A 25,131-nucleotide genomic window follows, 5' to 3' on the forward strand; every position below is an offset into this window, starting at 1 on the left:
TAATCCTGCCAAGACCCCGTCAACTGCTAGATAGATGATGCTGATGCCTTCAAGGCGCAACAACTCTGCACGTTCTTGTAAGACCTTTGTGCTCACGCCGGCAGCTTCCATCAGTGCAGTGTTGCCCAGCTGTACTTTCTTGCCATCAACGAGACCACTCACCCCAATCCCTGAGCCGGACTCAAACGATTCAGGCTTGGTGAGCGCAATATTTTCAGTTCGGGCGTGATCGACGATGGCGTGTGCCAAAGGATGTTCGCTGCCTTGATCAAGGCTAGCGGCCAGTTGAAGCACATCGCGTGGGTTGAAATCTGGTGTGGCCTCCACACTGTGAAATACCGGCCGTCCCTCTGTCAGGGTTCCCGTTTTATCGACAATCAGTGTGTCGATCTTGCAAAGGTTTTCGATGGCACTGGCATCTCTGAACAGCACACCCATACTGGCGGCTTTACCCGTCGAAACCATGATCGACATGGGCGTTGCCAGACCCAGAGCACAGGGACAAGCGATGATAAGCACGGCGACAGCGTTGATCAGGCCGAAGACCCAGCTGGGTTCCGGGCCGAACAGTCCCCAACCTATGAGGGTCAGCAACGCAATCGCGATAACCGCCATCACAAAGTAGCCGGCGATCGAGTCGGCCATTCGTTGCATGGGCGCTTTGGAGCGTTGGGCTAGTGCGACCATTTGTACTATCTGCGACAGCATGGTGTCAGCGCCGACCTTTCGCGCCTCCATCACCAAGCTTCCATGAGTATTAAGCGTGGCACCGATCAGACTATCCCCTGCTCTTTTCATGACCGGCACAGGTTCACCAGTGAGCATGGATTCATCCACCGCACTTTCTCCCTCGAGTACAGAGCCATCAACTGGCACTTTTTCACCAGGTCTGACCCGCAAATGGTCTCCCAAGTGAACATGGGTAAGAGGAATGTCTTCCTCCTGACCATCGGCGTTGATCCTGCGTGCAGTCTTGGGAGATAGGCCAAGAAGGGACTTAATGGCGGCGGAGGTTTGTGACCGTGCTTTGAGCTCAAGAATCTGCCCAAGCAAGGTGAGCGAGATGATGACCGCAGCGGCTTCGAAGTAGACGCCGATGCGTCCATCTTGCATGAAGGTGGTGGGAAAACTTTGGGGAAATAGGGTTGCCGCGACGCTGTAAAGATAGGCTGCGGCAGTACCTAAACCAATCAGAGTCCACATGTTTGGACTGCGATTTCTAACGGATGCTATGCCTCTTACAAAAAAGGGCCAACCTGCCCATAAGGTGACCGGAGTGGCAAGAGCGAACTCGATCCAGTTTTGAACCGAACCATGGAAGATTTGTAATGAGTGACCCGCCATGGCTAGAAGGGCCACCATTACGGTTAAAGGCAGCGACCACCAAAAGCGGCGGGTGAAATCCAGGAGCTCGGGTTTGTCATCGTCATCAAGCGCGGGCATGACGGGCTCTAATGTCATGCCACATTTAGGGCAATTGCCGGGCCCTGGCTGTCTTATTTCCGGGTGCATAGGACAGGTAAACTCAGTGGCTACCTGTAGCGTGGGCTCTATAGCGGCGCTGCTGGGTTCAGCGCTGGGATGATTACCAATGTAGCGTTCTGGATCTGCCCGAAATTTCTCTTGGCATTTCTGGCTACAAAATTGATACGTCTGTCCTTGGTAAGACTCGCCAAATTTACTTGGAGGTATAACCGCCATACCGCACACCGGGTCGCGTAGACCACCGTCATTGGGTGAGGCAGCGTGGGCGGGACCGTGATCGTGGTGGCTCGGTGGAGTGGGCATAGCTATTTCTCTTCCTTGTTGGTTCCTGCCTGATCGCCATGGTCATGTCCGCCATGTCCATGTCCAAAAAAATGCATCAATGGACAGATCAACAGGATGAGGTAGGGCAAATACGGATAAACGTGGGTGAAATGTTCCCGCACCCCGTAAAAGGCACCGATCGCAATGAGCATGATCAGTACAACGCCTGTTTTGCGCCTCCAAAATGGTGGGGAGGTGCTTCCAGCCGGATGCTGATGCTTATCCATGATCTAGACCCCGTGTGTGAGCGTGTTGCTCTGATCTCTGCCTCAGAGCATAGCGAACTCTTGCGTCGACGCGGTTTTAGCGGTCGGTTCAGGCTTACTTCAAGTCAAATTGACCGACCATCCCCGACTGGTAATGACCTGGCACGTTGCAGGCAAATTGAAGTCCAGTTGTGTTGTTGAAGGTCCAGATCAACTCCTTGGTTGCCCCTGGCTCGATCAGCACGCTATTCGGGTCGTTGTGTTCCATTCCAACCATCTTCATGCCTCCCATGCTATGGCCCATGTTGCCCCACATTTTTCCAGTTCCGGTGGGTGTAAGCGTTCCATTCTGGAACATGCTCGCCATTTCTTTTTGGTGCGCCGCGTGAGCAGCGGCTTGGCCGATATTGAACTCGTGCAGCAACGCCCCTTTGTTGTGAAGTACAAAGCGAACCGTTTCACCGGGCTTTACGTCGATGCTTTTAGTTTTGAAGAAAATATCACCCATCTCTACATCAACCGTGCGAGTGACCTCTGAGGCGACTCCAGGCTGACCGATATCCTCTTTCCCATGACCTACGCTGGCCATCGCCGTAGCGCCGAGGAGTAGGGTGATTGCCGCAATAACTGGAGTAATGAGCTTAGTTTTCATGGTGACCTCGAGAGCCAGTGGAAAATACTAGCTATGCTAAAGGGATAGAGCTGAGCGTTAACTGACTTGAACACTACATTTCTGTCAGTTTTCCTGAGAAAACACGGCGCCCAGATGACGCCGTGTCTAGTGGGCGGTTCAGAGAGCCCCGTAGGAGTTATTCGGTTACTGATGGTTCTCAGAAAGCATCAGTTTGTGCTCGCGCTGCATTTGGTTCAAAACGTCATCAACCATGGCGTCGTGTTTTTCCATCCAGGCGAGATGTTCCTGAGGTGACATTGATGCTTTTGGATGATCTAGATGAAGCTGGCCCATGATCTCGCCCAGTATTTTCATATGCTCGGCCATGTGAACATGGCGCTGCCCTTCAGGAGCTTTTTCAGCTTGTACCAAGGTCGCTTCGGCTTTATCGCGCAGGCTTTCCATGCGCTCCATAATCCGATCTGCACCACCTTCAGCCAACGCAGATGCTGAGATGAGTATCGAACTAGCAAAGAATAGGACTTTTAAACGGTTCATGAGGAAGCTCCTTTTTGATTTGTTTTCCGGCTCCTCTAGCTTTCATGGTTAAGAGTCGGTCGAGCACCAGAAAGTACTCATGCTCGAACCCTAGACAGCACTCGCTGACATCTACCTGAAGCCAATATTACTTTTCTGTCAGTTGCTGGTTGGCAGAGGCATTTCATTGCAGACTCAGCCTCACAATTATTCGAGAGCCATCCCCATGAGACTTCTGGTTGCGGAAGACGAACCCAAAATAGGTATTTATTTGCAGCAAGGACTCACCGAGGCGGGGTTCAATGTTGATCGTTTTACCAATGGCAAAGACGCGCTTCAGCACGCCTTGAGCGAGGCGTATGACCTGCTGATTCTCGATGTGATGATGCCTGGGCTGGATGGCTGGGAAGTACTTCAGAAAGTGAGAGCATCCGGAAAAAATGTCCCTGTGCTTTTCCTCACGGCGCGAGACCGAGTTGAGGATCGGGTAAAAGGACTTGAGCTGGGGGCTGACGATTACCTGATCAAACCCTTCGCATTTTCTGAATTGCTGGCTCGCGTCAGAACGCTGCTGCGTAGAGGTACCACTGCCCCCTCCCAAACCCATATGAAATTGGCTGATTTGGAGGTGGACCTCCTCAAACGCAGGGTTATCCGCGCAGGCAAACGTATAGATCTAACGGCCAAAGAGTTTGCGTTGCTCGAATTGCTGCTCCGTCGTCGAGGTGAGGTTCTGCCCAAGTCGCTTATTGCTTCCCAGGTCTGGGACATGAACTTTGACAGCGATACTAACGTCATCGAGGTTGCTGTCAGGAGGCTCAGAGCAAAGATTGATGATGATTTTGAGGTCAAGCTTATCCACACCTCTCGAGGCATGGGGTACATGCTGGATGCGCCGGATTCGGGGACGGGGTCGGAATGAAGCGAATGTCCCTGACTACGCGCATGAGCCTGATGTTCATGCTAGCTGTAACGGCTGTGCTCACCGTCGCTGGACTCAGTTTTAACAACCTCAGCCGGCATCATTTCAAGATGCTGGATCAGCAGGCGCTGAACGAAAAGCTTCACTCGACGCAAAGAATTTTGACTGGGTTGAACAGCATTGATCAATTCAGTGATGTTAAGCCTGAGCTGGAGGCACTGCTTGGTGCTCATCGTGATTTGACAGCTCTTATCATCGATGGTGACGGTAAGCTCCTGTTTGCTGACCCAGGTCCGATCGTAGTTCCTGAAGACTTCCGAACGGTCACAAACAGCAATGTCTGGGAGTGGCGAGACCAGGAGCAGATATTTCGAGGCGTGACGGCGCAAGCCATAGTGACGGGGCAGGACAAGCCATTGACAGTGATGTTGATCTTTGATGTTACTCAACATATGGCCTTCTTCGAGACGCTTGAACGATGGTTTTGGATAGGACTGGTGATAAGCGCGCTGGTCAGTGCTGCACTGGGCTGGATGGTAGCGCGTAGTGGACTACGACCTATTCGCCTAGTCACTCAGGTAGCAGCTTCGATGTCAGCTAAATCGCTCAAAGAGCGTATTCCATTAGGTCCCGTTCCCCAAGAGCTCCAGCAGATGGTGCTCTCGTTCAACGCAATGTTATCTAGACTGGACGATGCGTTTGTTCGTTTATCGAACTTCTCTGCGGACATTGCTCACGAATTACGGACACCCGTTAGCAATTTGATGACTCACACTGAAGTGATTTTATCTAGAAAAAGAAATATTGAGGACTACGAGGACAATCTGTACTCAAATCTTGATGACTTGAAACGTATGGGACGTATGATTGATGACATGCTTTTTCTAGCGAAATCAGATAACGGTCTAATTACACATGAAAACAAACCGATTGACCTGGTAGCAGTAGTAGAGAAATTACTCGAGTACTACCGTTTGCTGGCTGATGAGCGAGGGATCGACCTGAAGGTCACAGGCAGGGGTAGCGTCCGAGGTGACGTACTCATGCTCGACAGGGCCATCTCTAATCTGCTCTCAAATGCGCTCCGGTACACCCCCGAAGGAAAGTGTATTACTGTCGATATTCGGCAGAAAGGAACTTCAATATCAGTCTCTGTGGAGAACCCGGGAGAGCCCATTGCGTCCGAGCATCTTGAAAAGCTGTTTGATCGATTTTATCGCGTGGACCCAGCTCGCAGAGAAGGAAGTCCAAGTAATGCAGGGCTAGGTTTATCGATTACTCGATCTATCATTGAAGCGCATGACGGAAAAATATGGTGTACGTCGTTAAACGGAATAACAGCCTTTCATATTGAACTCCCATGTGCTGATGCAAGAAAGGTCTAAGACACCTTGTTCATATGTATGCAGGCAACATGTGGTTAGCTCAATAGGATCGTTTTTGGATGAGAGAAAACTCTTGGAGCGTTCCAAAGAAAGTCGCGTATTTGGCGCCGTATCCGGGCAGATCAGTGCCAAAAACCCGCCCCAAGCTGACTGAAATGTAATCGAACAGTTTGCGTTCATGTGGCATCGTGTACTCGCACTGTGACGTTGGAAATCTTGTGATTCCTCCCTGTCCAGCCGGCCCTAGAACACGGAATTTGCTAGGTATTCGTCAGTGGTTTTAACGAGCGTCAAAAAGTAAAAAACTAGATATTCCCTAAAAACCTAGAACCAACAGCTTTTGCTGTCAGGAGTCTTGCATGTCATTCCTTAAAACTACCACCGTAGCTGTTGCGCTGACTGCGGGTTTGCTTCTGAGTGCAGTTGCTCAGGCGCATCCAAAGCTGGTTTCTTCTACTCCCGCTGAAGGATCGGATGCGGCGGCTCCGTCTAAAATCGAACTGCACTTTTCTGAGAATCTAACGACTCAGTTCTCTGGTGCAAAGCTGATTATGACCGATATGCCTGGTATGCCGAATTCACCTATGGGCGTAAAAGCTAACGTGGCAGGTGGCGGTGATCCGAAGACGATGGTTATTACACCCGCATCGCCATTGACCACGGGTACTTACAAAGTCGAATGGCGTGCCGTTTCCTCGGACACTCACCCGATTACCGGCAACTTTTCTTTCAAAGTGAAATGATTCATGAGCGACTCATTAAATATCGTTGTTCGCTTTGCTCTTTATTTCGACCTGATGCTGTTATTTGGACTGGCAATTTTTGGTCTTTATAGCCTCAGGGGAAAAGAAAGAATATCGGGAACAGTTTTGAATTTTGAGTCGCTTCTTTACAGTACTTCTGCTGTAGGTGTAGCTCTGTCCCTTGCCGCCATGTTGTTACTTGCGAAAGCAATGAGTGGCGTGTCGGGTTTCATGGAGCTACATCACCATATCTTTCAAATGGTTCTCATGGGGACTGACGTCGGTTTGACCTGGATGGTCCGAATAGGGGCGTTGGTGACGGCCATTATTGGCGTTTCCCTGAACAAGCGCTTTCCAACACTGAGTCTTTGGATTGTCACTGTCTGTGGCGCGATTGCGCTAGCGACGCTGGCATGGACAGGGCACGGAGCAATGGACGAGGGGAGCCGTCGCTACTGGCACTTTATTAGCGATATCTTCCATCTTTTGGCCGCAGGCGGTTGGTTGGGTGCGCTAGCGGCATTTGCCCTGCTGCTGCGTTTGAAATCACTGAAAGGTGAGCGAGAAGCACGAATTCTTGCTCGGGTACTGACAGGGTTTGAATCGGCCGGCGCGGTGATTGTAGTGATCATCAGCATTACGGGAGTGGCGAACTACCTATTTATCGTTGGGCCAAATCTCGATGAGGTGATGCTCAGCACTTATGGCGAGTTGCTATTTTTGAAGGTCCTGCTCTTTGCCGGGATGATCGTATTAGCGACGCTCAACCGTTTTCACCTAAGCCCGCTCTTGGAACGTTCTGTTCGAAATGGAGACTATGCTGTCGCGGTCAATGCCTTGCGCCGTAGCATGAAGCTCGAATTTTCAATGGCAGTCATCATTATTTGTCTAGTCGCATGGTTAGGTACTTTAAGCCCGGTCATGGAAATGAGCGCGGCATAGCGGTTGGTGATGGCCGACTAAGGAGTCTCAAGGGTGAATTGTAAGGGCCATTTGCACCGTCTACACTCCAGCTCATGAAACGCTACCTGCGGTTTTGCCTAATTTTCCTGATTAGCTTGGCGCTTCCCCTCAGCGGGATGGCGGGTGTTCAGACATCGATTGAACCATGCCCGATGAAAACCATGGGCATGGCGATGATGGATGGTATGGGGCAAGACTGCTGCCACGACATGAAAAGTCCCACCGAGCATGGCAAACCTTGTAAGCCCGGTCAGGAATGCAAAACTGGCGGCATGTTGCAAGTATCGATCATCAAGCCTCCTATCACCCTGTCCAGTCCTCTCATTCTATCATTCTCCAGCCATTTCCCGCTCGTACAAACCTCTTCAGGGGTATGGCGACCCCCACGTACTTGATTCCTGTACCACACTGAGCCTCATTCCGCGTTAGCGGGATGGCATATCTGCGTGCATGTCTTATGAAGCGCGCGGTGGATCATCACAGGAATCGTGAACATGAACTCCAAGTGCTGTTGCACAGGTTGGTCCTTCCTGGCCGGCCTGGCGGCAAGCGTACTTGCATTGCCGAGCTTCGCTAGCGCATTGACATTCGATGAAGCGCTGCGTCTGGCCGAAAACAATGCACCATCGTTGACCGCACAAGACGCCAAAATTCAAGCAGCCACTAGCGCGGCCATTCCCGCCGGCGAACTACCCGATCCCAAGCTACTGCTGGGCGTGCAGAACTACCCCATTGGTGGACCCGACAGATGGAGCATCGACCAGGACTTCATGACCATGCAAGTGGTCGGGATTAGGCAGGAGATGCCCAACAGCGACAAGCGCAAAGCACGTATCGAGGTCGCGGATGCGGCTGTTGATCGAGCGTCAGCCGAGCGTCGAGTGGCGCGTCTGAACGTCCGACAGTCCACGGCATTAGCCTGGATCAGAAGCTACTCGGTTGAGCGTAAAGATGCGTTGTTCCAGGACTTCTACAAAGAAAACCGTCTTCTGACCGATACCGTCAGAGCTCAGATTGCGGGTGGCCGAGCCCAACCCGCCGATGCGGTGACACCTAAACAGGAAGCTGCTCAACTGGCTGAGCAGCAGGATGATTTAGTTCGTCAACGTGCACAGGCCCGGGCCGCCCTCAAGCGCTGGATTGGCCCTGCCGCCGATGACAAACCGGTAGGCGGTTTGCCTGATTGGCCTATTGAGACCTCAGGTTACTCCCATAAGCTGCAACATCACCCCGAATTAGCGGCTTTTGTGCCGATGACCCGTGAAGCACAAGCCAAGATCCGTGAAGCTGAGGCGGAAAAGCAGTCTGACTGGAGCTGGGAATTCGATTATCAGCACCGAGGCCAACAATTCGGTGACATGGTCAGCGTGCAGTTTTCATGGGATCTCCCGCTGTTCCCTAACTCTCGGCAAAACCCCAAGATTGCGGCCAAGCACGCCGAACTAAACCAGCTTGAGGCTGAGCGCGAAGCCCTGTCACGCGAGCATACCCAGCAACTGGAGGATGAGTTGGCTGACTACGAGCGCCTCAATCGTGCAGTCAGCCGTAATCAGGAAAGCTTGTTGCCGTTGGCTAAAGAAAAGGTCGAACTCACGATGGCCAGCTACCGCTCCGGCAAGGGTGATTTGAACTCGGTTGTTGCCGCCCGACGCGAACTCATCGAAGCCCGTCTCAAGCAGGTTGACGTTGAAGAGCAACGTGCCCTGACCAGCGCTCGCCTGTATTTCTCTTACGGGGAGTCCGCTCAATGATTTTTAAATTATGGAAAGGGACTTTAATCATCGGCATCTCGATTGCCTTGGGTGTTGCCGGGGGTTACTGGTTAGCCCAACCGCGAATGAGCGGAGTAGCTGGTGTCGTACCGGATCATGAACCCAAAGCCTCTGCCGATCGAAAAGTTCTGTATTGGTATGATCCCATGTACCCACAACAGAAATTCGATAAACCGGGTAAGTCACCCTTCATGGACATGCAGATGATCCCTCAATACGCAGATACCAAGGGGGACAGCGCTGCCATTCGAATTGATCCAAGCCTGACTCAGAACCTTGGTGTGCGACTGGCTAGTGTCAGTCGAGGCGTATTTGCCTCGACACTGAACGTGGTAGGTGTGCTGGCCTTCAACGAACGGGACGTTGCAGTCATTCAGGCCCGTACAGCGGGTTTTGTCGAGCGTGTGTATGCCCACGCACCTGGTGATGTGCTGAAAGCGAATGCCGCCTTGGCAGATATCTTGGTGCCGGAGTGGGCAGCTGCTCAGGAGGAATTTCTCGCCCTCAAGCGTAGTGGCGATGCTGGCTTGCTGACAGCGGCCCGGCAGCGACTGCGGCTAACCGGAATGCCACTTACGTTAATTGCTCAAGTTGAGCGCACTGGCAAAGTTCAATCGAACCTGACGCTGACCAGCCCTATTGGTGGTGTGCTTCAAGAGCTGAGTGTGCGTGAAGGTATGACGGTGGCCGCAGGCGAGACGTTGGCTCGTGTTAATGGTTTGAGCAGTGTCTGGCTGGCCGTGGCTGTACCAGAGGCGGAAGCTGGGTCAATCGTAGTAGGGCAAGCAGCTGAAGCGCGTTTATCCGCATTCCCTGGAGTTGTGCTCAAGGGCGTCGTCAGTGCGATTCTTCCGGAAACCAGTTCGGACAGTCGCACACTTCGCGTTCGAGTTGAGTTACCCAATCCAGATGGCCGACTCAGACCAGGTTTGACCGCACAGGTAAGCCTCAATCGTTCAACGGAGCAAAGTGTTCTGTGGGTGCCGAGCGAGGCCGTCATTCGTACCGGTCGACGTGCGTTGGTCATGCTCTCTGAAGACGCTGGTCGATATCGCCCGGTGGAGGTGCAGCTAGGCCAGGATAACGATGGCAAGACGGCGATATTGAAAGGCTTGGAAGAGGGGCAGAAAGTGGTGACCTCTGGCCAGTTCCTGCTCGACTCGGAGGCCAGTCTCAAGGGCGTTGTCGCAAGCTCATTGGACGTTTCGCCATCTACTATGCCCGTTGGCGCTTTGCATGAGGCCGATGGTCAGATCGTTGAGATCAACGACAAAGAAGTCACGCTCGCCCACGGTCCCTTCAAGACATTGGGTATGCCAGGCATGACGATGACTTTCCCTCTCGCCACTCCTGCTCTGATGAAGGGCCTAAAAACGGGCGACAAGGTTCGGATCGCTGTTAGCCAGACGGACGATGGTCTGCGTGTTGAACGTCTGGAACGCTCTGGGGGCCAGCCATGATTGCGGCCCTTATTCGCTGGTCGGTGGCCAACCGCTTTCTTGTGTTGCTGGCGACGCTGTTCGTCACGGCATGGGGGATCTGGGCGGTTCAAAGTACGCCCATCGATGCATTGCCAGACCTGTCGGATGTTCAGGTAATTATCCGTACACCTTACCCAGGCCAAGCCCCACAGATCGTCGAAAACCAGGTGACCTATCCACTGGCAACCACCATGCTCTCGGTACCTGGGGCCAAGACTGTGCGCGGTTACTCCTTCTTTGGCGACAGCTTCGTTTATGTGCTGTTCGAAGACGGAACTGACTTGTACTGGGCCCGCTCGCGGGTGTTGGAATACCTGAGCCAGATACAAAGCCGCCTACCAGCCAGTGCTAAGCCAGCCTTAGGACCTGATGCCACTGGCGTTGGCTGGATTTTCCAGTACGCGTTGGTTGATCGCAGCGGTGGGCACGATCTGGCGCAACTGCGAGCCCTACAGGACTGGTTTCTCAAATTCGAGCTCAAGACGCTGCCGAACGTTGCGGAAGTTGCCACCGTAGGTGGCATGGTCAAACAGTATCAGGTCCAGCTCGATCCGCTAAAGTTGGCGAACTTGGGTATCACGCAGTCTGAGGTGACCGAGGCGATCGGCAAAGCCAATCAGGAAACCGGTGGAGCCGTGCTGGAAATGGCGGAGACAGAGTTCATCGTACGAGCTTCCGGCTACCTAAAGACGCTCAATGACTTTCGCGCCATCCCGCTCAAACTGGGCGCGGGCAGTGTGCCGGTCACGTTGGGCGATGTTGCCACGATTCAGTTAGGGCCTGAGATGCGTCGAGGCATTACCGAACTCGACGGTGAAGGTGAGACCGTCGGCGGCGTGGTGATTCTGCGCAGCGGGAAGAATGCTCGTGAAACCATTGCGGCGGTCAAAACCAAACTCGACGAGCTGAAAAGCAGTCTGCCGGCGGGGGTTGAAATCGTCACCACCTACGACCGCAGCAAGTTGATTGATCGTGCCGTGGAAAACCTCAGCCACAAGCTGATCGAAGAGTTCATCGTCGTCGCGTTGGTCTGCGGAATCTTTCTCTGGCACCTGCGTTCATCTCTGGTGGCAATCATTTCCCTGCCGGTTGGGGTGCTGATCGCCTTCATCGTGATGCGCTATCAGGGTATCAACGCCAACATCATGTCCCTTGGCGGGATTGCCATCGCCATCGGCGCTATGGTCGACGCTGCCGTGGTGATGATTGAAAATGCCCACAAGAAGGTCGAGGCTTGGCACGTGGCCAATCCTGGGGAGGAACTGAAAGGTGAACGTCATTGGCACGTGATGACTGAAGCGGCTGCCGAGGTAGGACCTGCATTGTTCTTCTGTCTGCTGATCATCACCCTGTCGTTCATTCCGGTGTTCACGCTGGAGGCTCAGGAAGGACGTCTATTCGGTCCATTGGCGTTCACCAAAACCTACGCTATGGCCGCAGCGGCTGGACTGTCGGTAACTCTCGTACCGGTGTTGATGGGGTATTGGATTCGTGGACGAATTCCCAATGAGCAGCAGAATCCGCTAAATCGCTGGTTGATCCGGATCTACGAACCCGCTCTGGACGCCGTATTACATCGACCTAAAATAACGCTGCTGGTTGCGTTGCTAGTCTTTGTCAGCGCGTTGTGGCCGATCTCTCGTCTGGGTGGTGAGTTTCTTCCCCCGCTGGACGAAGGGGACCTGCTCTATATGCCATCAGCTCTGCCTGGATTATCGGCGCAGAAGGCCGCGCAACTGCTTCAACAGACTGACCGTCTGATAAAGACAGTTCCAGAGGTCGAACACGTTTTCGGCAAAGCCGGCCGCGCTGAAACCGCGACTGACCCAGCACCTTTGGAAATGTTCGAAACCACCATCCAATTCAAACCACACGAACAGTGGCGCCCAGGCATGACCCAGGAAAAGCTCGTTGAGGAGCTAGACCAAGCGGTGCGTGTCCCAGGATTGACCAACATCTGGATACCGCCGATTCGTAACCGCATCGACATGCTGGCCACTGGCATAAAAAGCCCTATTGGTGTGAAGGTTGCCGGTACCAACCTGACGGAGATCGATGCCGTCACCCAAGCCATCGAACGTGTTGCCAAGGATGTCTCAGGTGTGAGTTCAGCGTTGGCCGAACGACTGACCGGTGGCCGCTATATTGATGTGGATATCGATCGTAAAGCTGCGGCCCGCTATGGGTTAAATATTGCCGATGTGCAATCGATCGTGGCCGGCGCAATCGGCGGTGAAAACGTCGGGGAGACGATTGAAGGGTTGGCTCGTTTCCCAATTAACGTACGTTACCCTCGTGAGTGGCGGGATTCACTCGGCGCTCTGGAGCAGTTACCTATCTATACCCCTCTAGGCAGCCAGATCACTCTTGGCACCGTTGCGAAGATCAAGGTCAGCGATGGTCCGCCGATGCTTAAGAGTGAGAACGCCCGACCTTCAGGCTGGGTGTATATCGACGTGCGGGGACGGGATATTGCTTCGGTAGTCGCCGATCTACGACGGGTCGTCAGCGAGCAGGTTAAGTTGCAGCCTGGTATGAGCCTGAGCTACGCAGGACAGTTCGAATTTCTCGAAAGGGCCAACGCACGACTCAAGCTGGTGGTGCCTGCCACGCTGTTGATCATCTTCGTGCTGCTTTATTTAACCTTTGCTCGCTTCGATGAGGCCTTGCTGATCATGGCCACTCTGCCATTCGCACTGACTGGTGGGGTATGGTTTCTCTATCTATTGGGATTCAACCTGTCGGTCGCCACTGGTGTCGGCTTTATCGCTTTGGCCGGTGTTTCTGCCGAATTTGGCGTAATTATGCTGCTTTATCTGAAGAACGCCTGGGCTGAGCGTGAAGACCTCGGCGATAGGACCGAGCACGGGCTGATGGCCGCGATTCGTGAAGGCGCTGTCCAGCGCGTTCGGCCCAAAGCCATGACTGTGGCTGTCATCATTGCTGGCTTGTTACCCATTTTGCTGGGCAGCGGGACCGGCAGCGAGGTGATGAGCCGAATTGCGGCACCCATGGTTGGAGGCATGATTACCGCGCCCTTGCTGTCGCTGTTTGTCATTCCGGCAGCCTATCGACTGATGCGTCGCCGGCACCTCTCAGTTGAGCCCATCAATCCTCAAGAAAAAGTCGTATGAAACTGACCCTGATTGCAGTTGCAAACACCGTATTTGCGCTGTCTCTTTCGGCCCACGCGTAGGACATGCCGGGCATGAAAATGTATGAATGGAATGCAAGCTCATTTAATGACAATGGCTAAGTGATTTAACGTTCGACTTTTGCAGAGCGTCGCAGCTCTTTTTTTGAGCCAGCCAATCACGAGCTGATAATAACAATACCCCGTCAGCTGGTCCCTCAAGCTTTACGGAGCTGCCAGTCGTGTTGTCTTTAATTATCACAGTAGGAGTTGCCGTAATGCCCGCTTTGAGGGCCTCCTCGACCTGTTGGCCAACATGCCGGGCGATCACTTTGTCGGTAGCTGCACAGGACAATAAGTCCTGGTAAGTAACATCAACGACGTTCAGATGCCCATTGAAACCCTCACCGTTGCTACGGGTCCGGTCAAAAATCTGGTCAATGGCTTGCCAGAAGGCAGGTGCGCCACCAAGCGCCCCCGCACATTCAGCGAGCTTGGCTTCGTGTAATGCGGTCGGACCGTGCACATCCAGTGGCAGATGATGCCACTGCAGGTTTACATCCTTCTGCTGCTGTATCCAGGTTTTCAACGCAGGTGTGTACGTCTTGCAGTAGGGGCACTCCAGATCCGCGAACTCAGTCACAGTCCAGCGTGCTTTGGAAGGACCAAACAACCACGGGCCTGTGTTGTGCGGGGATGGTATCTCACTTCGAGTGAGGGCTAAGCAGGCCATCGATGTGCCTGCCAAAACGCACCCCAGCATCAACCAATATTTGCGAAGGCCTATCATGCCCGAGCCTCTGCTGGCTTCGATGAAAGCAGCGCTTGTTTACGAAGGGCCTCAAGAAGAGCGTTCTCAGCATTCTCGGGTTGTGGGTGCTGTAGCAGCCAATTGGCTAACACCGCGTGAAGTTGGGACTCGATGTCACGACGATCCACCGCACGAACCAAAACCTGTTGCAGTTGCTCTATCAAAACGGGGGCACACACCTCAAGGGTTTGAAGGGCGTCTTCACCCGGTTGTTCAAGCAGCTGGGTCAGACTTTCTATAAGGTTCTGGGTCAGGGAATTCAATGCTCTCATGCTTGGCGCTCCAAGGCCGTGACTTGCTCGGGGAAAGTAATGATGTGAGGTTCGATACCGCGATAGCGGTCAAGCGTTGCAGCAACTTCAATGGCCGCATCCAGCTCGCTGCAGCCTTTGGCTTGCATGATGTCGAAGCGTTGCTTTTTCTCTTCCGGCTCGGTCATGGCCAGGGCCAGATACAAACTCGGTGGTACCGCCCGGAATAACATTTCCATGCTTTTGGACAACACGACGCCCTCGGTGAATTTGCCGCTTTCTTTACGCGCTGACAGCATCATCGACTTCTGTGCAGGAGTCAGTTCACGAAACCGCGCGATCTTCTCCACCTCATCAGGCGGCATGTTTAAGCACATCCACCACTCGATCATGTTGAGCAGGGCTGAGGCCTCTGGCGGCACGTCGTCAACGTTCTGGGTGGCCATCCAGAACCAGGCGCCGAGCTTTCGCCACATTTTGGTAATCTTGACGGAGTAGGGGGATAGGAGTGGGACCTTCAACTGGATGTGGCCTTCGTCGGTGAAGCAGATCAGCGGACGGCCTTTAAACTGGTCACGCTCGGCAATGTTGTTGACCGTGTTGAGCAGGGAAATATAAGCGATGGCCATCTGTGCGCTATAGCCTTCTCGCGCATAGGTGGCAAGGTCGACAATGGTAATGTCCGCTTCTGGCCATGGGGTGCCAGGACGGTTGAACATGTCGCCTTCGGTGCCCATACAGAACATGGACAAGGCTTCCGCCATCTCCAAGAATCGTGAGCTTCGGGCGTCTGGAATACCGGGCTCGAGTCCCATTTCTCGCAGCGCTTCACGGATATCTTCCGGCAGAACGATACGTTGCTCCGTCACGCATTTTTTCGCTGCATTCAGTATGCATTGGCGGATGGCGCTACGGTCGGCACGAGTAAGACGGGCATCCTCTTTTTCTTCACCACCGGTGATCATCAGCCTGGCCGCAATTTCCATCTCGCCCAGGATGTCGCGTTGTTCATCCTCGGTCTGGCTAGTCAGATGTTCGTCCGACGCCTCAAGATCATCAGCTTGGATAATCTTCACGTTTTGGCTGGGTTCGATGAGCTTCACGGCATCAGCGAATGGCGCGAGGCTGACACCCGATCCAGGTGCAAGTCGAACCCGGTTTACCGTCAAACCCAACTTTTTGGCGAAATCACCGAGTAAGCCGAAGCTGTTGCCAGCCTCCACAATGAATAGACGTGGCCGATAGATGGCGATGATTTGGCTAAGGATGTTTGTCGCGCTGGCCGATTTACCTGAACCCGTAGGCCCGAAAATGAACAAATGCGCGTTCATCTGCCGGTCCAGCTTGTTCAGCGGGTCGAAGGTTATCGGCGCTCCCCCACGGTTAAACAGGGTAATACCCGGGTGCCCGGTTCCGGTCGACCTACCCCAGACGGGGGCCAGGTTCGCAATGTGTTGGGCGAACATCAGTTGTGCGTACCACTCCAGTGCTTTGCGCGCATTGGGGTCGAAGTTGCCGGGTAGCCATCTAAGGTAGGAGTTCAGCGGTGCCACTTCATCCCGAGGTTCCACCGGCTCCATGCCCGCACCCAGCAATGCGCTGCTGAGTTGCAAACTGCGTTCGTGCAACTGGGCATCATCTTTACCCCGCAGGTAAAACGCTACGCTACCTCTGTACAGCTTGTGCTTGCGCCCGAGCAACTGACGGGCGGTGGCGACGTCTTCGCGTGTCAGGATCGAGGCCTGAGTGTCTCCAACTGCCTTGCGTGAAAGCTGTTCCAGATGCCCTTCGAGAATGTCCTGCGGGGTGATCACGAGAGTGATACAGAGAATGGTGTCCTCTGGCATTTTGTCGAACAGTGCGTTGAGCGCATCACCGCCCTTTCGGGTTTCACCGGTTAAGTGCCCGGTCTTGGGAGCATCCCTCAAGCGGTCAAGCATCACCACCTGATGGGGAAGGCCGTCGAAATACCACAGACCTTTCTCTATATCTGACAGTGGTTCGCGATAAAACAGGTTTTGCGAGAAGTCAGTGCCGCTGGCGAGCGGCAGTTCGCCCTCTGCAGCACCAGGTGCTTGCTTGCACACCAATTCGTAGAAGCGGCGAATATCTGCATCGGCAGGGCCAAGATGATCGGGACGTGGATTGAACCAATGAATCAGCCAATGGCGAATGGCGTGGCCATCCATGCGATGGGTTTTAATGCCGGCGTTCGCCAAGCCGCCCACCAAGCGATCGCAGATGATTTTCAGGTAAGGACCTGGTGCCTGGCCTCGCACATCCGCTTGCGCGCCTTGGGTACGGCGGTAGACAACAACACGGACGCGGCGCTGTTGGCCCCTCCAGGGCAGTTGGCTGACCTTGGTGTCTTCAAACAGCCCGCCTGGTTTGGAGATGGATTCCAGGTGTTGCTTCATCAGCTTCAAATAAAGCTCGGTGAATGCACTGCCTTGTGCGCGTGGTTGAACGTAGTCATGCAGTTGCTGAAGGTAATCGTCCCAGCTGGTTTCGTCCTGGGCATAGAGCTGAACCACCCAGGGTGAGGTTTCAAGCTCGTCGAAGGAGTCCTGGAGGGCGTTTTCCAGGGCGTCGCGGGCCTTGCGTAACCATTCGGGATCCCGACCTTCAGTACCAATCGGTGTCAGCTCAAAAAAGGCAGCACGAGACACGCCGTCTTCCAATAGCATGGCTTTTTCTGCAGGCAGGTAATCTACCCACGGCAGTAGGTCTACGAAGGAGGGGTTGACGTGGTATAGACGGTCAGCATCAGCGGTTGTGGCTGGCTTTTTCTTTGGGTTACGCCAATCGCTCGGCGAGGGAATACCCATGGCAGCAAGGCGTTCGTAGTAACGCTCTGTAGCAGCCTCAAACGTCTCGGTTGCTGGTCCCTGCACATCGTCAGATAACGGCGAACCTGGTGTTACGCCAGGTTCCACACGCTCTGTCGCCCGTCGCGTTTTGAATCGTTCAAAAAAACCCATCAATATGCCTCCGTGCGTTCGCCAGGCATGGCGTATTGCACCCGCTGATACAGCGGAAACACCGTGGTGTAGCCTGGGATCGGTGCCGGGTCTGAACCCGCTAAATGAGGAAAGACGTACATCACCAGGTCGGGATTGGGTAGGCGTTTAAATTGGCTGTAGATCTCGTTTTGTGCGGTACGTGTGAACATGGTGTTGTCTGTTTCCCTCGTCTCCAGAGGCCGACGAAGATCTTGGCGTGCATCGAGCAATTGGCGGCTGCTCGAGCTGCTTGAGCCGCTGGAGCCTTGATCCCAAACGTCCATCATTGTGCGGTCCCCATGGGGGAGCAATTCGTCTTTGTTGGTGGAACAGGCCGAGGCGAGTAGGGCGATGGCCAGGTATGCACCTAGTTTTAAGCCATGATTAGTCAAGCGCAGTCGAAACATGACGGGCTCCTGAGCGATAGTTGACCTTGCGGCCATTGAGTTCGTAATCGATGGTCAGTTGCTGGTCCAGGTGCACAGCTATCTTTGCCCCGGGTTGTACATACACCGCTGCGAAGGCTTGCCCGTAGAGTTTGTTGACCCAGCTGGAGACGTCATTGACGCCCTGGCCAATAATTTTGCCCATGGCTTCACTGCCCGAGCCGCCGACAGAACCGATGGTCCCGGACTGAGGGTTTATAAAAGAGCCGCTGTTTCCATCTGACTTGATGAGGGAGGCAGCACCTGCGCCGGCGGCGGTAATCAGTACCTGCGAGCCAATGTATTGCGAGGCGTTGCTTTTGCGGTCGCCACTGATACAAGGAATGCCATAGGCATCGCTTATCCAGCCCAGGCCACCCTGAATGGTGGTTTGGTTGCCATTGTTCTGATTGTTACTATTTTGACTGCTATTCGTTTCTTCCTGAGGTTGTGGCAGCGTGCGCACAGTGCCGTCATTGAAGACGAACGTCAGGCTTTTGATCTGACCGCGTACGCAAGACAGGGTCCAATCGCCGGAAGCCGTTCCGCTGGCCACCGCGCCGGCGACGTCGGGCAAGTCGATGCCGTTGGCCGTGAGATTGTCCGGCCCGATCAATACCTTGAACGGGTAGGGGTCGTTGACAGTGCCGTCAATGGGCACCCGGCCGATCAGCGCGGACATGGCCACCGAACCCATCAATGTCGAGTTCTGCGGCAAGGTGTAGACCTTGCGCACCTGTTTGCGGGCCTCCTGTGGCGAGATTTCATTCGCAACACTTTGAGCGCCCGTGCGCAGTGCATTTTGTCCTCGGTCCACGGACTCGCCAAAAGAGGTCGGGAAGTTGAAGCCGCTTGCCGTTTGATTTGTCCCTGCAGCGATGGGCTTGCCGTTGACATCGACCGGCGTTGCGTCCTGCGGCTCTATCCAAACAACGTCCGCGCCAGGTCCGCCTTTGAAGCCTTGACCGTCACCTGGCTGAACGCCGAAGCCGATCGGCAAATCAGATCCAGACTCATTGCCACTGCCCGATTTGCTGCTCAGGGTATTGTACTGCTGCTGCAGTGTGTCCAAGAGGGTTTGGCTCTGTTGTTGCGCCTCCTGCTTCATCGTTTGCTGAACGTTCTGCAGTTTGTTATCGACGTTGAGGTCGATGTTCTGCAGGCGTTTTTGCAGCTCGATGTTCTGTTGCTTTAGTTCGTCATTGTTCTTCAAAGCATTGGAGACTTGGTCCTTGAGTTGTCTGCTTTCCACGACAATGGTGCGCAATGTGTCGCTGGGTGTATCTCCGTCAACCCCAAGCTTTTTAGCCTCCTTCGTACTAAGTACAACCGTTTCCGGCGCATGAACCTGTTGGTCGGCACTTTCGCGATTGAATAATTTGACCACTACGTATATCGCCAGGATCGCGAACGGTATGACCAGGTATTTAACAAGTGGATTACTCTTCACGACGGCCTCCCTTCGGATCGATCTGGCTGATGGCGGCCGGCAATAACGATTCGGCTAGACCATGACCACGGGTCACCAAGTAGACCGTCGAGGTGTCGCTGGAATCACCTTTGGCGCCAAGGTAGGGATGCTGAAAAGTCGCGGTGACAAAGTCACCCATCAGGTCACGCGGATCCAATGTGAGGTTTTGGGCGCTTGTGTTACGTAGCTTCACCGCCGTGACCCAATACTCGTCTAACCGCCACGACCCCAACGCAGAGGCTTCGACCGGCAATATCGGCATTAGGGTGGTGAGGTCCAAACCGCGCTTCAGATTGATCTGAGCAATCCCCTCCACGGGCTCAACGGTGCGTAGGGGCGCGTAAAGCATCTGTGCGGCATAGCGCGTCATGACCACCGGAAGAGGGGTCTCACGACGCGGTTTCGGCGCGTCCTCATCCTCCTCGGCTTGAGCGCTGGCTTGGGCCGTGGAAGAAGTTGAATGGTTGCTTGTAGGTTTGGCGTTGACTTGGCCGTAACGCGGGGCGGGACTGTCCCCGGCTACAATTTTAGCCGGCTCGGATGCGACCTGATTTGGTTTCCCTACCGTTGCGATGATATCCACGAGCATGATCTCACCGGAGTTCATGTTCTGCAGCTGTAAGCGAGTCGGTTCAATCGGCTCTTTCGCCAACAGGTAGAGGGCACCACCGGTGCTCTGCACGCGCAGTTTGTCGACGAGGTTACGAGGCAGACCCACCCGTACGTTTTGGTCCACAAAGACAATACGCTCCTGACCCACGATCAAGGGCAGTGCTATAGGGATACGATCCCAGCGCAGGATTTCGACGGCGTTGGCCAACCCGCAGAAGTGAAGGGCTACGAGCCCGATGATCAGTAGGCGGCGTGTCATCATTTGCCTCCTGCTCTGGTCGTTTCTGCGGAGACTTCGATGCGTTGTGGATTACTGCTATAACAGTCCCAGGCCAAGCCGAATGGGTTTTTTTCGGGATCGACGTCGAATCGGATAATTCTTAACGGATAGCGAGCAAATGCCCGCTTTACGCGCTCCCCGCCGTAGTGCTCGTCAGCGGTGATGTCCAGGTTGACGGTCCAGTCATTGATGCTGTGCTGTTCAATATGTTGCTCAGACTTATCGTCGATGCCTCTGCCTGGAATTTCAAATACACCCCGCTCACGTTTGCGCAGTTCCCCGCTATTGCGGCGTAGCTCGAAATCTTTCTGCAAGTAGGCTTTGCAGCTGGGAGTCAGGTAGCTTTCCAAGCGGGTAATGTTGTCCTCGTAGTCGGTTTCACCGTCAACGGGCCAACGGTTCATCTGCTGAAAAATGTACAGACCGAAGGCGTATACCGACTCCGGTGGAATATCCCACCACTTACGGGTGCTACCTGAACGTAGATCTGGAGGTACATGAACAGTTAGGTCACGCGGTGCGCTCTGCCAGCCATAAGCCATGTACAGACCCAGGGCAATGAGAAAACCAATGACCATGCGCAGGCTGTTAATGTGGGCCAGTTGGGCGTCTACTTTTTTACGGTAAGTCATTGAACCTCCGTTCGATGACAGGTCCACGCACCTGTACGAGTAATCAGCAGGGCTTTATTCCAGGTAGGAAAGAACCGCGCGATGTTCAATTGCATCTGGCGGTATAGCCATGTATCAGGTCGGCCGCGTTTCCACCGACGCAAGAAACGACTGGCAAGAAACAGCCCTAGGACAGCACAGAGCATGGCGGCGCCGATGATAAGTGCCCAAATCTGGGTCAATATCGCGGCCGGAATACCGATAACCAGCCCTGCGCCGGTGCTCAACGCCAAGGTGGCCCACATTTCGTCAGCGGTAAGGCCGCCCATGATGACTGGCTGATTGTTCAATCGCACAGGGAGGAAAATCAGGGTCCCATCGTCTGAGAGTTCTGTCATGGCCACGGCTCTTTTAAAGAATATTTGAAGCCTTGGTGACCAGAAAAATGGCGACACCGAGGATGGCGACGCCAACGGCGGCTGTCGCCCCCAGATCTCCCCATTTTTTCTTGCCAAGTTGAATTTCGTGGTAGGTGCCGAAGGCATGCCAAGCAACGCCACTGAAAATGACTGCGCAGATGATGAGGCCAAGCAAAGTAAAACCGTCAAAGGCGTAGTTCTGCATGGTTTGCATCAGGTTAGAGCCTTCCCCCCGGGTAGGAGGCTGAGACTGCGGAAGAGCCGCCATGGCCAGTTGGGGGAGAGCAAGCAACCCGATCAGCATGCGGCCCGGTTTTAAGAATGAAGTCATGGTGTATCTCCCATAGGGTCAACTAAGAACAAATGTGGTGAGGATCATGCAAAGCAGTAGGATGCGGACGAGCGAGGTCGAGGCAATCGTTCGATCAAGGTTGCCAGTGGCCCATCCTCGGTAGCAGCTCCAGATAGCCCAGGCGCCCCACATAAAGATGATGGCTACAGCGACGCCGACGAAAAACAGGTAGCTCGTCGAGGCAGGAAATCCTCCTGCCGCTTGAAACGCAGCAGCCTGAGCGCCGCTCATGCTCATGGCTTGCGTCCTTCGGTCGTGTATTGGCCTGACAGCTCAACAGGATCACGAGGCTGGGCTCGGGTTGGGGTTAGATAGCCCTCCAACCCATGACGAATTCGAGCGATATCACCTGCTAGACGCTGGTAATCGAAGAAGTAACGCTTGCCAGGTTCGTCGGCCACTTGAGCGCTACGACGTGCGGTGTCCTCTAAGGCATTCAACTGGCGGATCATCACGTCCAGGTTGGCCTGTTCGGAGGCTGAAGCAGCGGTCGCATGAGAGACAGGCAGGCCGCATCCAAAAAGTGCGATGAGGCCTGGCAAGGCAAGTCGGCAAGTGAGTGCAGTGAGACGCGGGTACTGGATCACGGCTGGGCTCTAGTCATTCCTGATGCCGTCAGCTTGCCGTGATCAAGCTATGGTCGCCGCAAGAAAACCATATTCAGGACTGTAAGGATTTCTTCTGACGGTACTGACACCATCAATCACAGTGGATAGGGCGTTTGAAGAACAGCAGATACCCGATGGGCAAGGCGAATCCGTAAGCCCAGCCTTGGGCGTTTTGATTGCCAACCTTGACTTCTCCTTTGACCACGGGCTGCACGCTGACCAGCTCCCAGCCTTCGCTGCCTAATTGAGCAAGGCGGTTTTGACGTTCAGAATCTTCCAGAAAACCCTGGGTGTCGGGTTCAGTGGTGGGCTCTTCGGACTTGAACATGAAGAGCTTTTTGGTTCTGACAACGTACTGAAAGGGAGAGAACTCAGTGTGGTATTCAAATTTCTGACGGCCCATGGCGACGTCCTCAATGTGCAGAGCTACCAGGGTTTCAATAATAAGCGCGTGCCAGCAATCTGAAATAGTTTGTTGCTAAGCGCGTGATTTCTGAGGTTGGAGTGCAGAGGTCCGAGCATCGACATAGCGCTGCATGATAGAAAGCACCATTGAGTTCAACGCTAGGATCTTCATCCCTCGCGTCACCGCCACGTACAGCAAATTCAACTCGTCATCTTTACGACCTTGATCGATATCGGGTGAAAGCGGATCAGCGCTAAAGTCGTCATACAGGCTGACAAAGTCCCACTCCAGCCCCTTGGCCTTGTGCCCAGTCGTGAGTGTCACGGTGGCGTCGAGCTCGTTATCTACAGAGCGGGAACGTAGGGTTTGGATCCGCTGGGGCAGGTCCGGATAGGCTGTAATGATCTTGATCGATCGCAACATCTCCGTATCCTGGCTTACCTCGGCTATTTCCACGTACTGTGAAAAGTCCCGGTAATCTCTCAACAGCCTGCGGTTCTGCACCTCATGGTTACGGTTGCGGCTGAATAGGTATAAATCTTCCAGATCGCGTAGCGAGTAGCTGTCGATACCGCCGACCCAGAAAATCTTGGGGTTGCTTGCGACCAGCTGCAGGGCGTTCTCGATGACGCCGGTCACGGTACGATGGATAAACGTGCGATGCGGTAGCTCTTCAGGCAGAGCCCGTTTAACCAGGGTATTGCAACCTAACCCCTGCAGCTTTCGTGTCTCACCCTTGTAAAAAAGAATGATGTTGGCCACATGCGCGACGGCAGGGCCGAAGCGAAAGCTTTGGGTCAGGTAGTGACGTTCGGCGTCGGCCATCCAGTCGCTGTTGAGCGCATCTTCTGCGCCGCGGAAGCGATAGATCTGCTGGTGGGGATCGCCGACTGCCACCTTGCGGACCCGTTGTATTTTTACTATGTCGGCAATAACTGGGTTCACGTCTTGACCTTCGTCGAGCAGAATGGCGTTAAATCGTTCGCTCAGGTCGGGCTTGCTTAGCTGATACAGCTTCAAGTAAGCGTCATGGGTGATCGACATTGCTGTGTCCTGCAGATCGATCATCCGGTTCCAGATGGTTTTAGCCACGTTTAAAGCATTGTTCAGGAAACGTTCCTGGGCACTTGTGAGCATTCGTTGCCCCTGGAATCTGGGAAAATGCACACGGCCCAACTCGTCATCGGCGCTGGCCATGAAGTTGTTAAGCGTGCTGAGGACATCCCGCACGAGCTCCCAGTCCTGGGTGTTGATGGCCCTTGCGATGTCCGTCAGGCGTAAGTTATTGGTCTGCTTGGTGGCGTACTGACTGCCATAGACTGCATATGCGAGGCCATGCGCCGTCTTACACACCACGTTTCTGCGTGGAAAGCGGCCCCTGGCAGCGAGCTCGACGGATTTGTTGTAGCAGAGGTAGAGCATTTTCACCGAGGCGTGTTGTGTGGCGTAGCCCACCAGTGTGGTGGTTTTGCCGGTACCGGCAAAAGCCTGAACCAGTAGCTTGTCAGCCGTGGAATGGATGATGGGCTGCTGTTCTTGTGTCCACTGCATGGGCAGCTCCTAAAGGTATTTTTTGAAGCTTGAAACGGTGATGTAAACGGACACACCCAACAGCACGGCGCAGGGCAACAGAATCAAAAGGGGGCTGATGCTGATGGGGATGGCCAGGTAGACCGTCCAGGGCACGATGGTCAGCGGAATGATCGTCCCCCGGGCTTTGTGATACAGGTAACTTGACTCGCGGCCGGAGCCGAATTTTCGTAGATCACGCCGCACCAGGCCATCGACCAAGCCAGTGAACGCCGCCAGTGCGAACAGCGGAATCGTCAACGTCAGAATGACCATTCGCACACAGAAGGTCAGGACTGTGTATAACGCGGCTAAGCCATAGTCCTGGAATTTGATCATCGCCCGACCGAGTTCGTAGCGAAGGTTCAAGGTTCCCGTTTGTTGTGGTGATGTTGAGCGAGCGTACTGTGTCAGTGCATTTATATTGTCCTGCATGCCGGTTTTCACCATCAGCCAGTCATAGACCGTTTGTGCCAGCCAGGTTGCCGTACGCCCCGGTTCTTTGATGACAACGCTGTGCAGCAGATCCTGGGACAGCCAGCCCAGTTCATGTTGGAACATCTGCTGAGCATGTTTCCAGCCGGCATCCGGCCAGAACGTGTACATGCAAAGCCATTCAACGACGATGGCGCCGAGCAAGGAGCCGAACATCACCCCCAAGAAATGAAAAGGGGTAGAGAACAGCATGCCCAGGAAGTTTTTTTGACCTTCCTGCTGTTGCTGGGCTTTTTCCGCGATATCGGCCATGGC

26 protein-coding genes are annotated in these 25,131 nt (G+C 54.1%); 8 read left to right on the forward strand and 18 right to left on the reverse strand.

All coding sequences use genetic code 11. From position 1 onward, the window contains the following. From AC1Q6I_RS32170 to AC1Q6I_RS32185, 4 genes are all read right to left on the reverse strand, one after another. A partial coding sequence (locus tag AC1Q6I_RS32170; RefSeq protein ID WP_102625078.1) for a heavy metal translocating P-type ATPase occupies nt 1-1,788 on the reverse strand: 1,788 nt, incomplete at its 3' end. Between the two features lie 2 nt (nt 1,789-1,790). Further along, complete coding sequence (locus AC1Q6I_RS32175) at nt 1,791-2,036, reverse strand: DUF2933 domain-containing protein (protein ID WP_032899631.1); 246 nt, start codon at nt 2,034-2,036, stop codon at nt 1,791-1,793. Between the two features lie 94 nt (nt 2,037-2,130). After that, nucleotides 2,131-2,667: a cupredoxin domain-containing protein gene (locus AC1Q6I_RS32180; protein WP_008437431.1), complete on the reverse strand. Its 537-nt coding sequence runs from the start codon at nt 2,665-2,667 to the stop codon at nt 2,131-2,133. A 165-nt stretch (nt 2,668-2,832) separates the two neighbouring features. After that, nucleotides 2,833-3,186: a co-regulatory protein PtrA N-terminal domain-containing protein gene (locus AC1Q6I_RS32185; RefSeq protein ID WP_008437430.1), complete on the reverse strand. Its 354-nt coding sequence runs from the start codon at nt 3,184-3,186 to the stop codon at nt 2,833-2,835. A 205-nt stretch (nt 3,187-3,391) separates the two neighbouring features. Here AC1Q6I_RS32185 and AC1Q6I_RS32190 point away from each other — a divergent pair, with 205 nt between their 5' ends. From AC1Q6I_RS32190 to AC1Q6I_RS32225, 8 genes are all read left to right on the forward strand, one after another. Next, complete coding sequence (locus AC1Q6I_RS32190) at nt 3,392-4,087, forward strand: heavy metal response regulator transcription factor (protein ID WP_008437429.1); 696 nt, start codon at nt 3,392-3,394, stop codon at nt 4,085-4,087. Then, on the forward strand, nt 4,084-5,472 hold the full coding sequence (gene copS, locus AC1Q6I_RS32195) for a copper resistance membrane spanning protein CopS (RefSeq protein WP_008437425.1): 1,389 nt from the start codon (nt 4,084-4,086) through the stop codon (nt 5,470-5,472). The genes AC1Q6I_RS32190 and copS overlap by 4 nt, the downstream gene beginning before the upstream one ends. Before the next feature lie 359 nt (nt 5,473-5,831). Continuing rightward, the gene (copC, locus tag AC1Q6I_RS32200; RefSeq protein WP_008437424.1) at nt 5,832-6,215 is read left to right on the forward strand and encodes a copper homeostasis periplasmic binding protein CopC; all 384 of its coding nucleotides are present in this window, start codon (nt 5,832-5,834) and stop codon (nt 6,213-6,215) included. Nucleotides 6,216-6,218: 3 nt separating this feature from the next. Next, nucleotides 6,219-7,157 (forward strand): copper homeostasis membrane protein CopD, encoded by a 939-nt coding sequence (gene copD, locus AC1Q6I_RS32205; RefSeq protein ID WP_008437423.1) that lies wholly within the window; start codon nt 6,219-6,221, stop codon nt 7,155-7,157. A gap of 74 nt (nt 7,158-7,231) precedes the next feature. Continuing rightward, entirely contained in the window at nt 7,232-7,573 is a 342-nt protein-coding gene (locus tag AC1Q6I_RS32210; RefSeq protein ID WP_073844967.1) for a hypothetical protein, read from the forward strand. Between the two features lie 99 nt (nt 7,574-7,672). After that, nucleotides 7,673-8,929: a TolC family protein gene (locus AC1Q6I_RS32215; RefSeq protein WP_008437421.1), complete on the forward strand. Its 1,257-nt coding sequence runs from the start codon at nt 7,673-7,675 to the stop codon at nt 8,927-8,929. After that, nucleotides 8,926-10,410, forward strand: coding sequence for an efflux RND transporter periplasmic adaptor subunit (locus tag AC1Q6I_RS32220; RefSeq protein ID WP_008437420.1), 1,485 nt, complete (start codon nt 8,926-8,928; stop codon nt 10,408-10,410). The genes AC1Q6I_RS32215 and AC1Q6I_RS32220 overlap by 4 nt, the downstream gene beginning before the upstream one ends. After that, on the forward strand, nt 10,407-13,565 hold the full coding sequence (locus tag AC1Q6I_RS32225) for an efflux RND transporter permease subunit (RefSeq protein ID WP_008437418.1): 3,159 nt from the start codon (nt 10,407-10,409) through the stop codon (nt 13,563-13,565). Before AC1Q6I_RS32220 ends, AC1Q6I_RS32225 begins: the two co-directional genes overlap by 4 nt. Before the next feature lie 105 nt (nt 13,566-13,670). Here AC1Q6I_RS32225 and AC1Q6I_RS32230 read toward each other — a convergent pair whose 3' ends face one another. From AC1Q6I_RS32230 to AC1Q6I_RS32295, 14 genes are all read right to left on the reverse strand, one after another. Beyond that, nucleotides 13,671-14,354, reverse strand: a complete 684-nt coding sequence (locus AC1Q6I_RS32230; RefSeq protein ID WP_008437415.1) for a DsbA family protein — start codon at nt 14,352-14,354, stop codon at nt 13,671-13,673. Then, nucleotides 14,351-14,647: a hypothetical protein gene (locus AC1Q6I_RS32235; RefSeq protein WP_008437414.1), complete on the reverse strand. Its 297-nt coding sequence runs from the start codon at nt 14,645-14,647 to the stop codon at nt 14,351-14,353. Before AC1Q6I_RS32235 ends, AC1Q6I_RS32230 begins: the two co-directional genes overlap by 4 nt. Then, nucleotides 14,644-17,607, reverse strand: a complete 2,964-nt coding sequence (locus AC1Q6I_RS32240; protein ID WP_024073351.1) for a conjugative transfer ATPase — start codon at nt 17,605-17,607, stop codon at nt 14,644-14,646. Before AC1Q6I_RS32240 ends, AC1Q6I_RS32235 begins: the two co-directional genes overlap by 4 nt. Next, a complete protein-coding gene (locus AC1Q6I_RS32245; RefSeq protein ID WP_008437412.1) occupies nt 17,607-18,035 on the reverse strand; it encodes a TIGR03751 family conjugal transfer lipoprotein in 429 nt (142 codons plus the stop codon). Before AC1Q6I_RS32245 ends, AC1Q6I_RS32240 begins: the two co-directional genes overlap by 1 nt. Then, nucleotides 18,013-19,503: a TIGR03752 family integrating conjugative element protein gene (locus AC1Q6I_RS32250; protein WP_024073352.1), complete on the reverse strand. Its 1,491-nt coding sequence runs from the start codon at nt 19,501-19,503 to the stop codon at nt 18,013-18,015. Before AC1Q6I_RS32250 ends, AC1Q6I_RS32245 begins: the two co-directional genes overlap by 23 nt. Beyond that, nucleotides 19,493-20,395 (reverse strand): TIGR03749 family integrating conjugative element protein, encoded by a 903-nt coding sequence (locus AC1Q6I_RS32255; protein WP_008437410.1) that lies wholly within the window; start codon nt 20,393-20,395, stop codon nt 19,493-19,495. Before AC1Q6I_RS32255 ends, AC1Q6I_RS32250 begins: the two co-directional genes overlap by 11 nt. Further along, nucleotides 20,395-21,048 carry a PFL_4703 family integrating conjugative element protein gene (locus tag AC1Q6I_RS32260; RefSeq protein WP_020302977.1) on the reverse strand — a complete coding sequence of 218 codons (654 nt, stop codon included), beginning with the start codon at nt 21,046-21,048 and terminating at the stop codon, nt 20,395-20,397. The genes AC1Q6I_RS32255 and AC1Q6I_RS32260 overlap by 1 nt, the downstream gene beginning before the upstream one ends. Beyond that, on the reverse strand, nt 21,045-21,425 hold the full coding sequence (locus tag AC1Q6I_RS32265) for a TIGR03750 family conjugal transfer protein (protein WP_008437403.1): 381 nt from the start codon (nt 21,423-21,425) through the stop codon (nt 21,045-21,047). Before AC1Q6I_RS32265 ends, AC1Q6I_RS32260 begins: the two co-directional genes overlap by 4 nt. A 13-nt stretch (nt 21,426-21,438) precedes the next feature. After that, nucleotides 21,439-21,777: a TIGR03745 family integrating conjugative element membrane protein gene (locus AC1Q6I_RS32270; RefSeq protein WP_008437401.1), complete on the reverse strand. Its 339-nt coding sequence runs from the start codon at nt 21,775-21,777 to the stop codon at nt 21,439-21,441. A gap of 18 nt (nt 21,778-21,795) precedes the next feature. Beyond that, the gene (locus AC1Q6I_RS32275; protein ID WP_008437400.1) at nt 21,796-22,035 is read right to left on the reverse strand and encodes a TIGR03758 family integrating conjugative element protein; all 240 of its coding nucleotides are present in this window, start codon (nt 22,033-22,035) and stop codon (nt 21,796-21,798) included. After that, nucleotides 22,032-22,340 (reverse strand): integrative conjugative element protein, RAQPRD family, encoded by a 309-nt coding sequence (locus AC1Q6I_RS32280; RefSeq protein ID WP_178110642.1) that lies wholly within the window; start codon nt 22,338-22,340, stop codon nt 22,032-22,034. Before AC1Q6I_RS32280 ends, AC1Q6I_RS32275 begins: the two co-directional genes overlap by 4 nt. A 157-nt stretch (nt 22,341-22,497) precedes the next feature. Next, nucleotides 22,498-22,809 carry a hypothetical protein gene (locus AC1Q6I_RS32285; protein WP_008437393.1) on the reverse strand — a complete coding sequence of 104 codons (312 nt, stop codon included), beginning with the start codon at nt 22,807-22,809 and terminating at the stop codon, nt 22,498-22,500. Nucleotides 22,810-22,884: 75 nt separating this feature from the next. Then, nucleotides 22,885-24,363 (reverse strand): UvrD-helicase domain-containing protein, encoded by a 1,479-nt coding sequence (locus AC1Q6I_RS32290; RefSeq protein ID WP_008437391.1) that lies wholly within the window; start codon nt 24,361-24,363, stop codon nt 22,885-22,887. 9 nt (nt 24,364-24,372) lie between these two features. Continuing rightward, the gene (locus AC1Q6I_RS32295) at nt 24,373-25,128 is read right to left on the reverse strand and encodes a TIGR03747 family integrating conjugative element membrane protein (RefSeq protein ID WP_008437388.1); all 756 of its coding nucleotides are present in this window, start codon (nt 25,126-25,128) and stop codon (nt 24,373-24,375) included. Nucleotides 25,129-25,131 lie beyond the last annotated feature (3 nt).

Source organism: Pseudomonas sp. MPR-R2A5 (assembly GCF_058793055.1).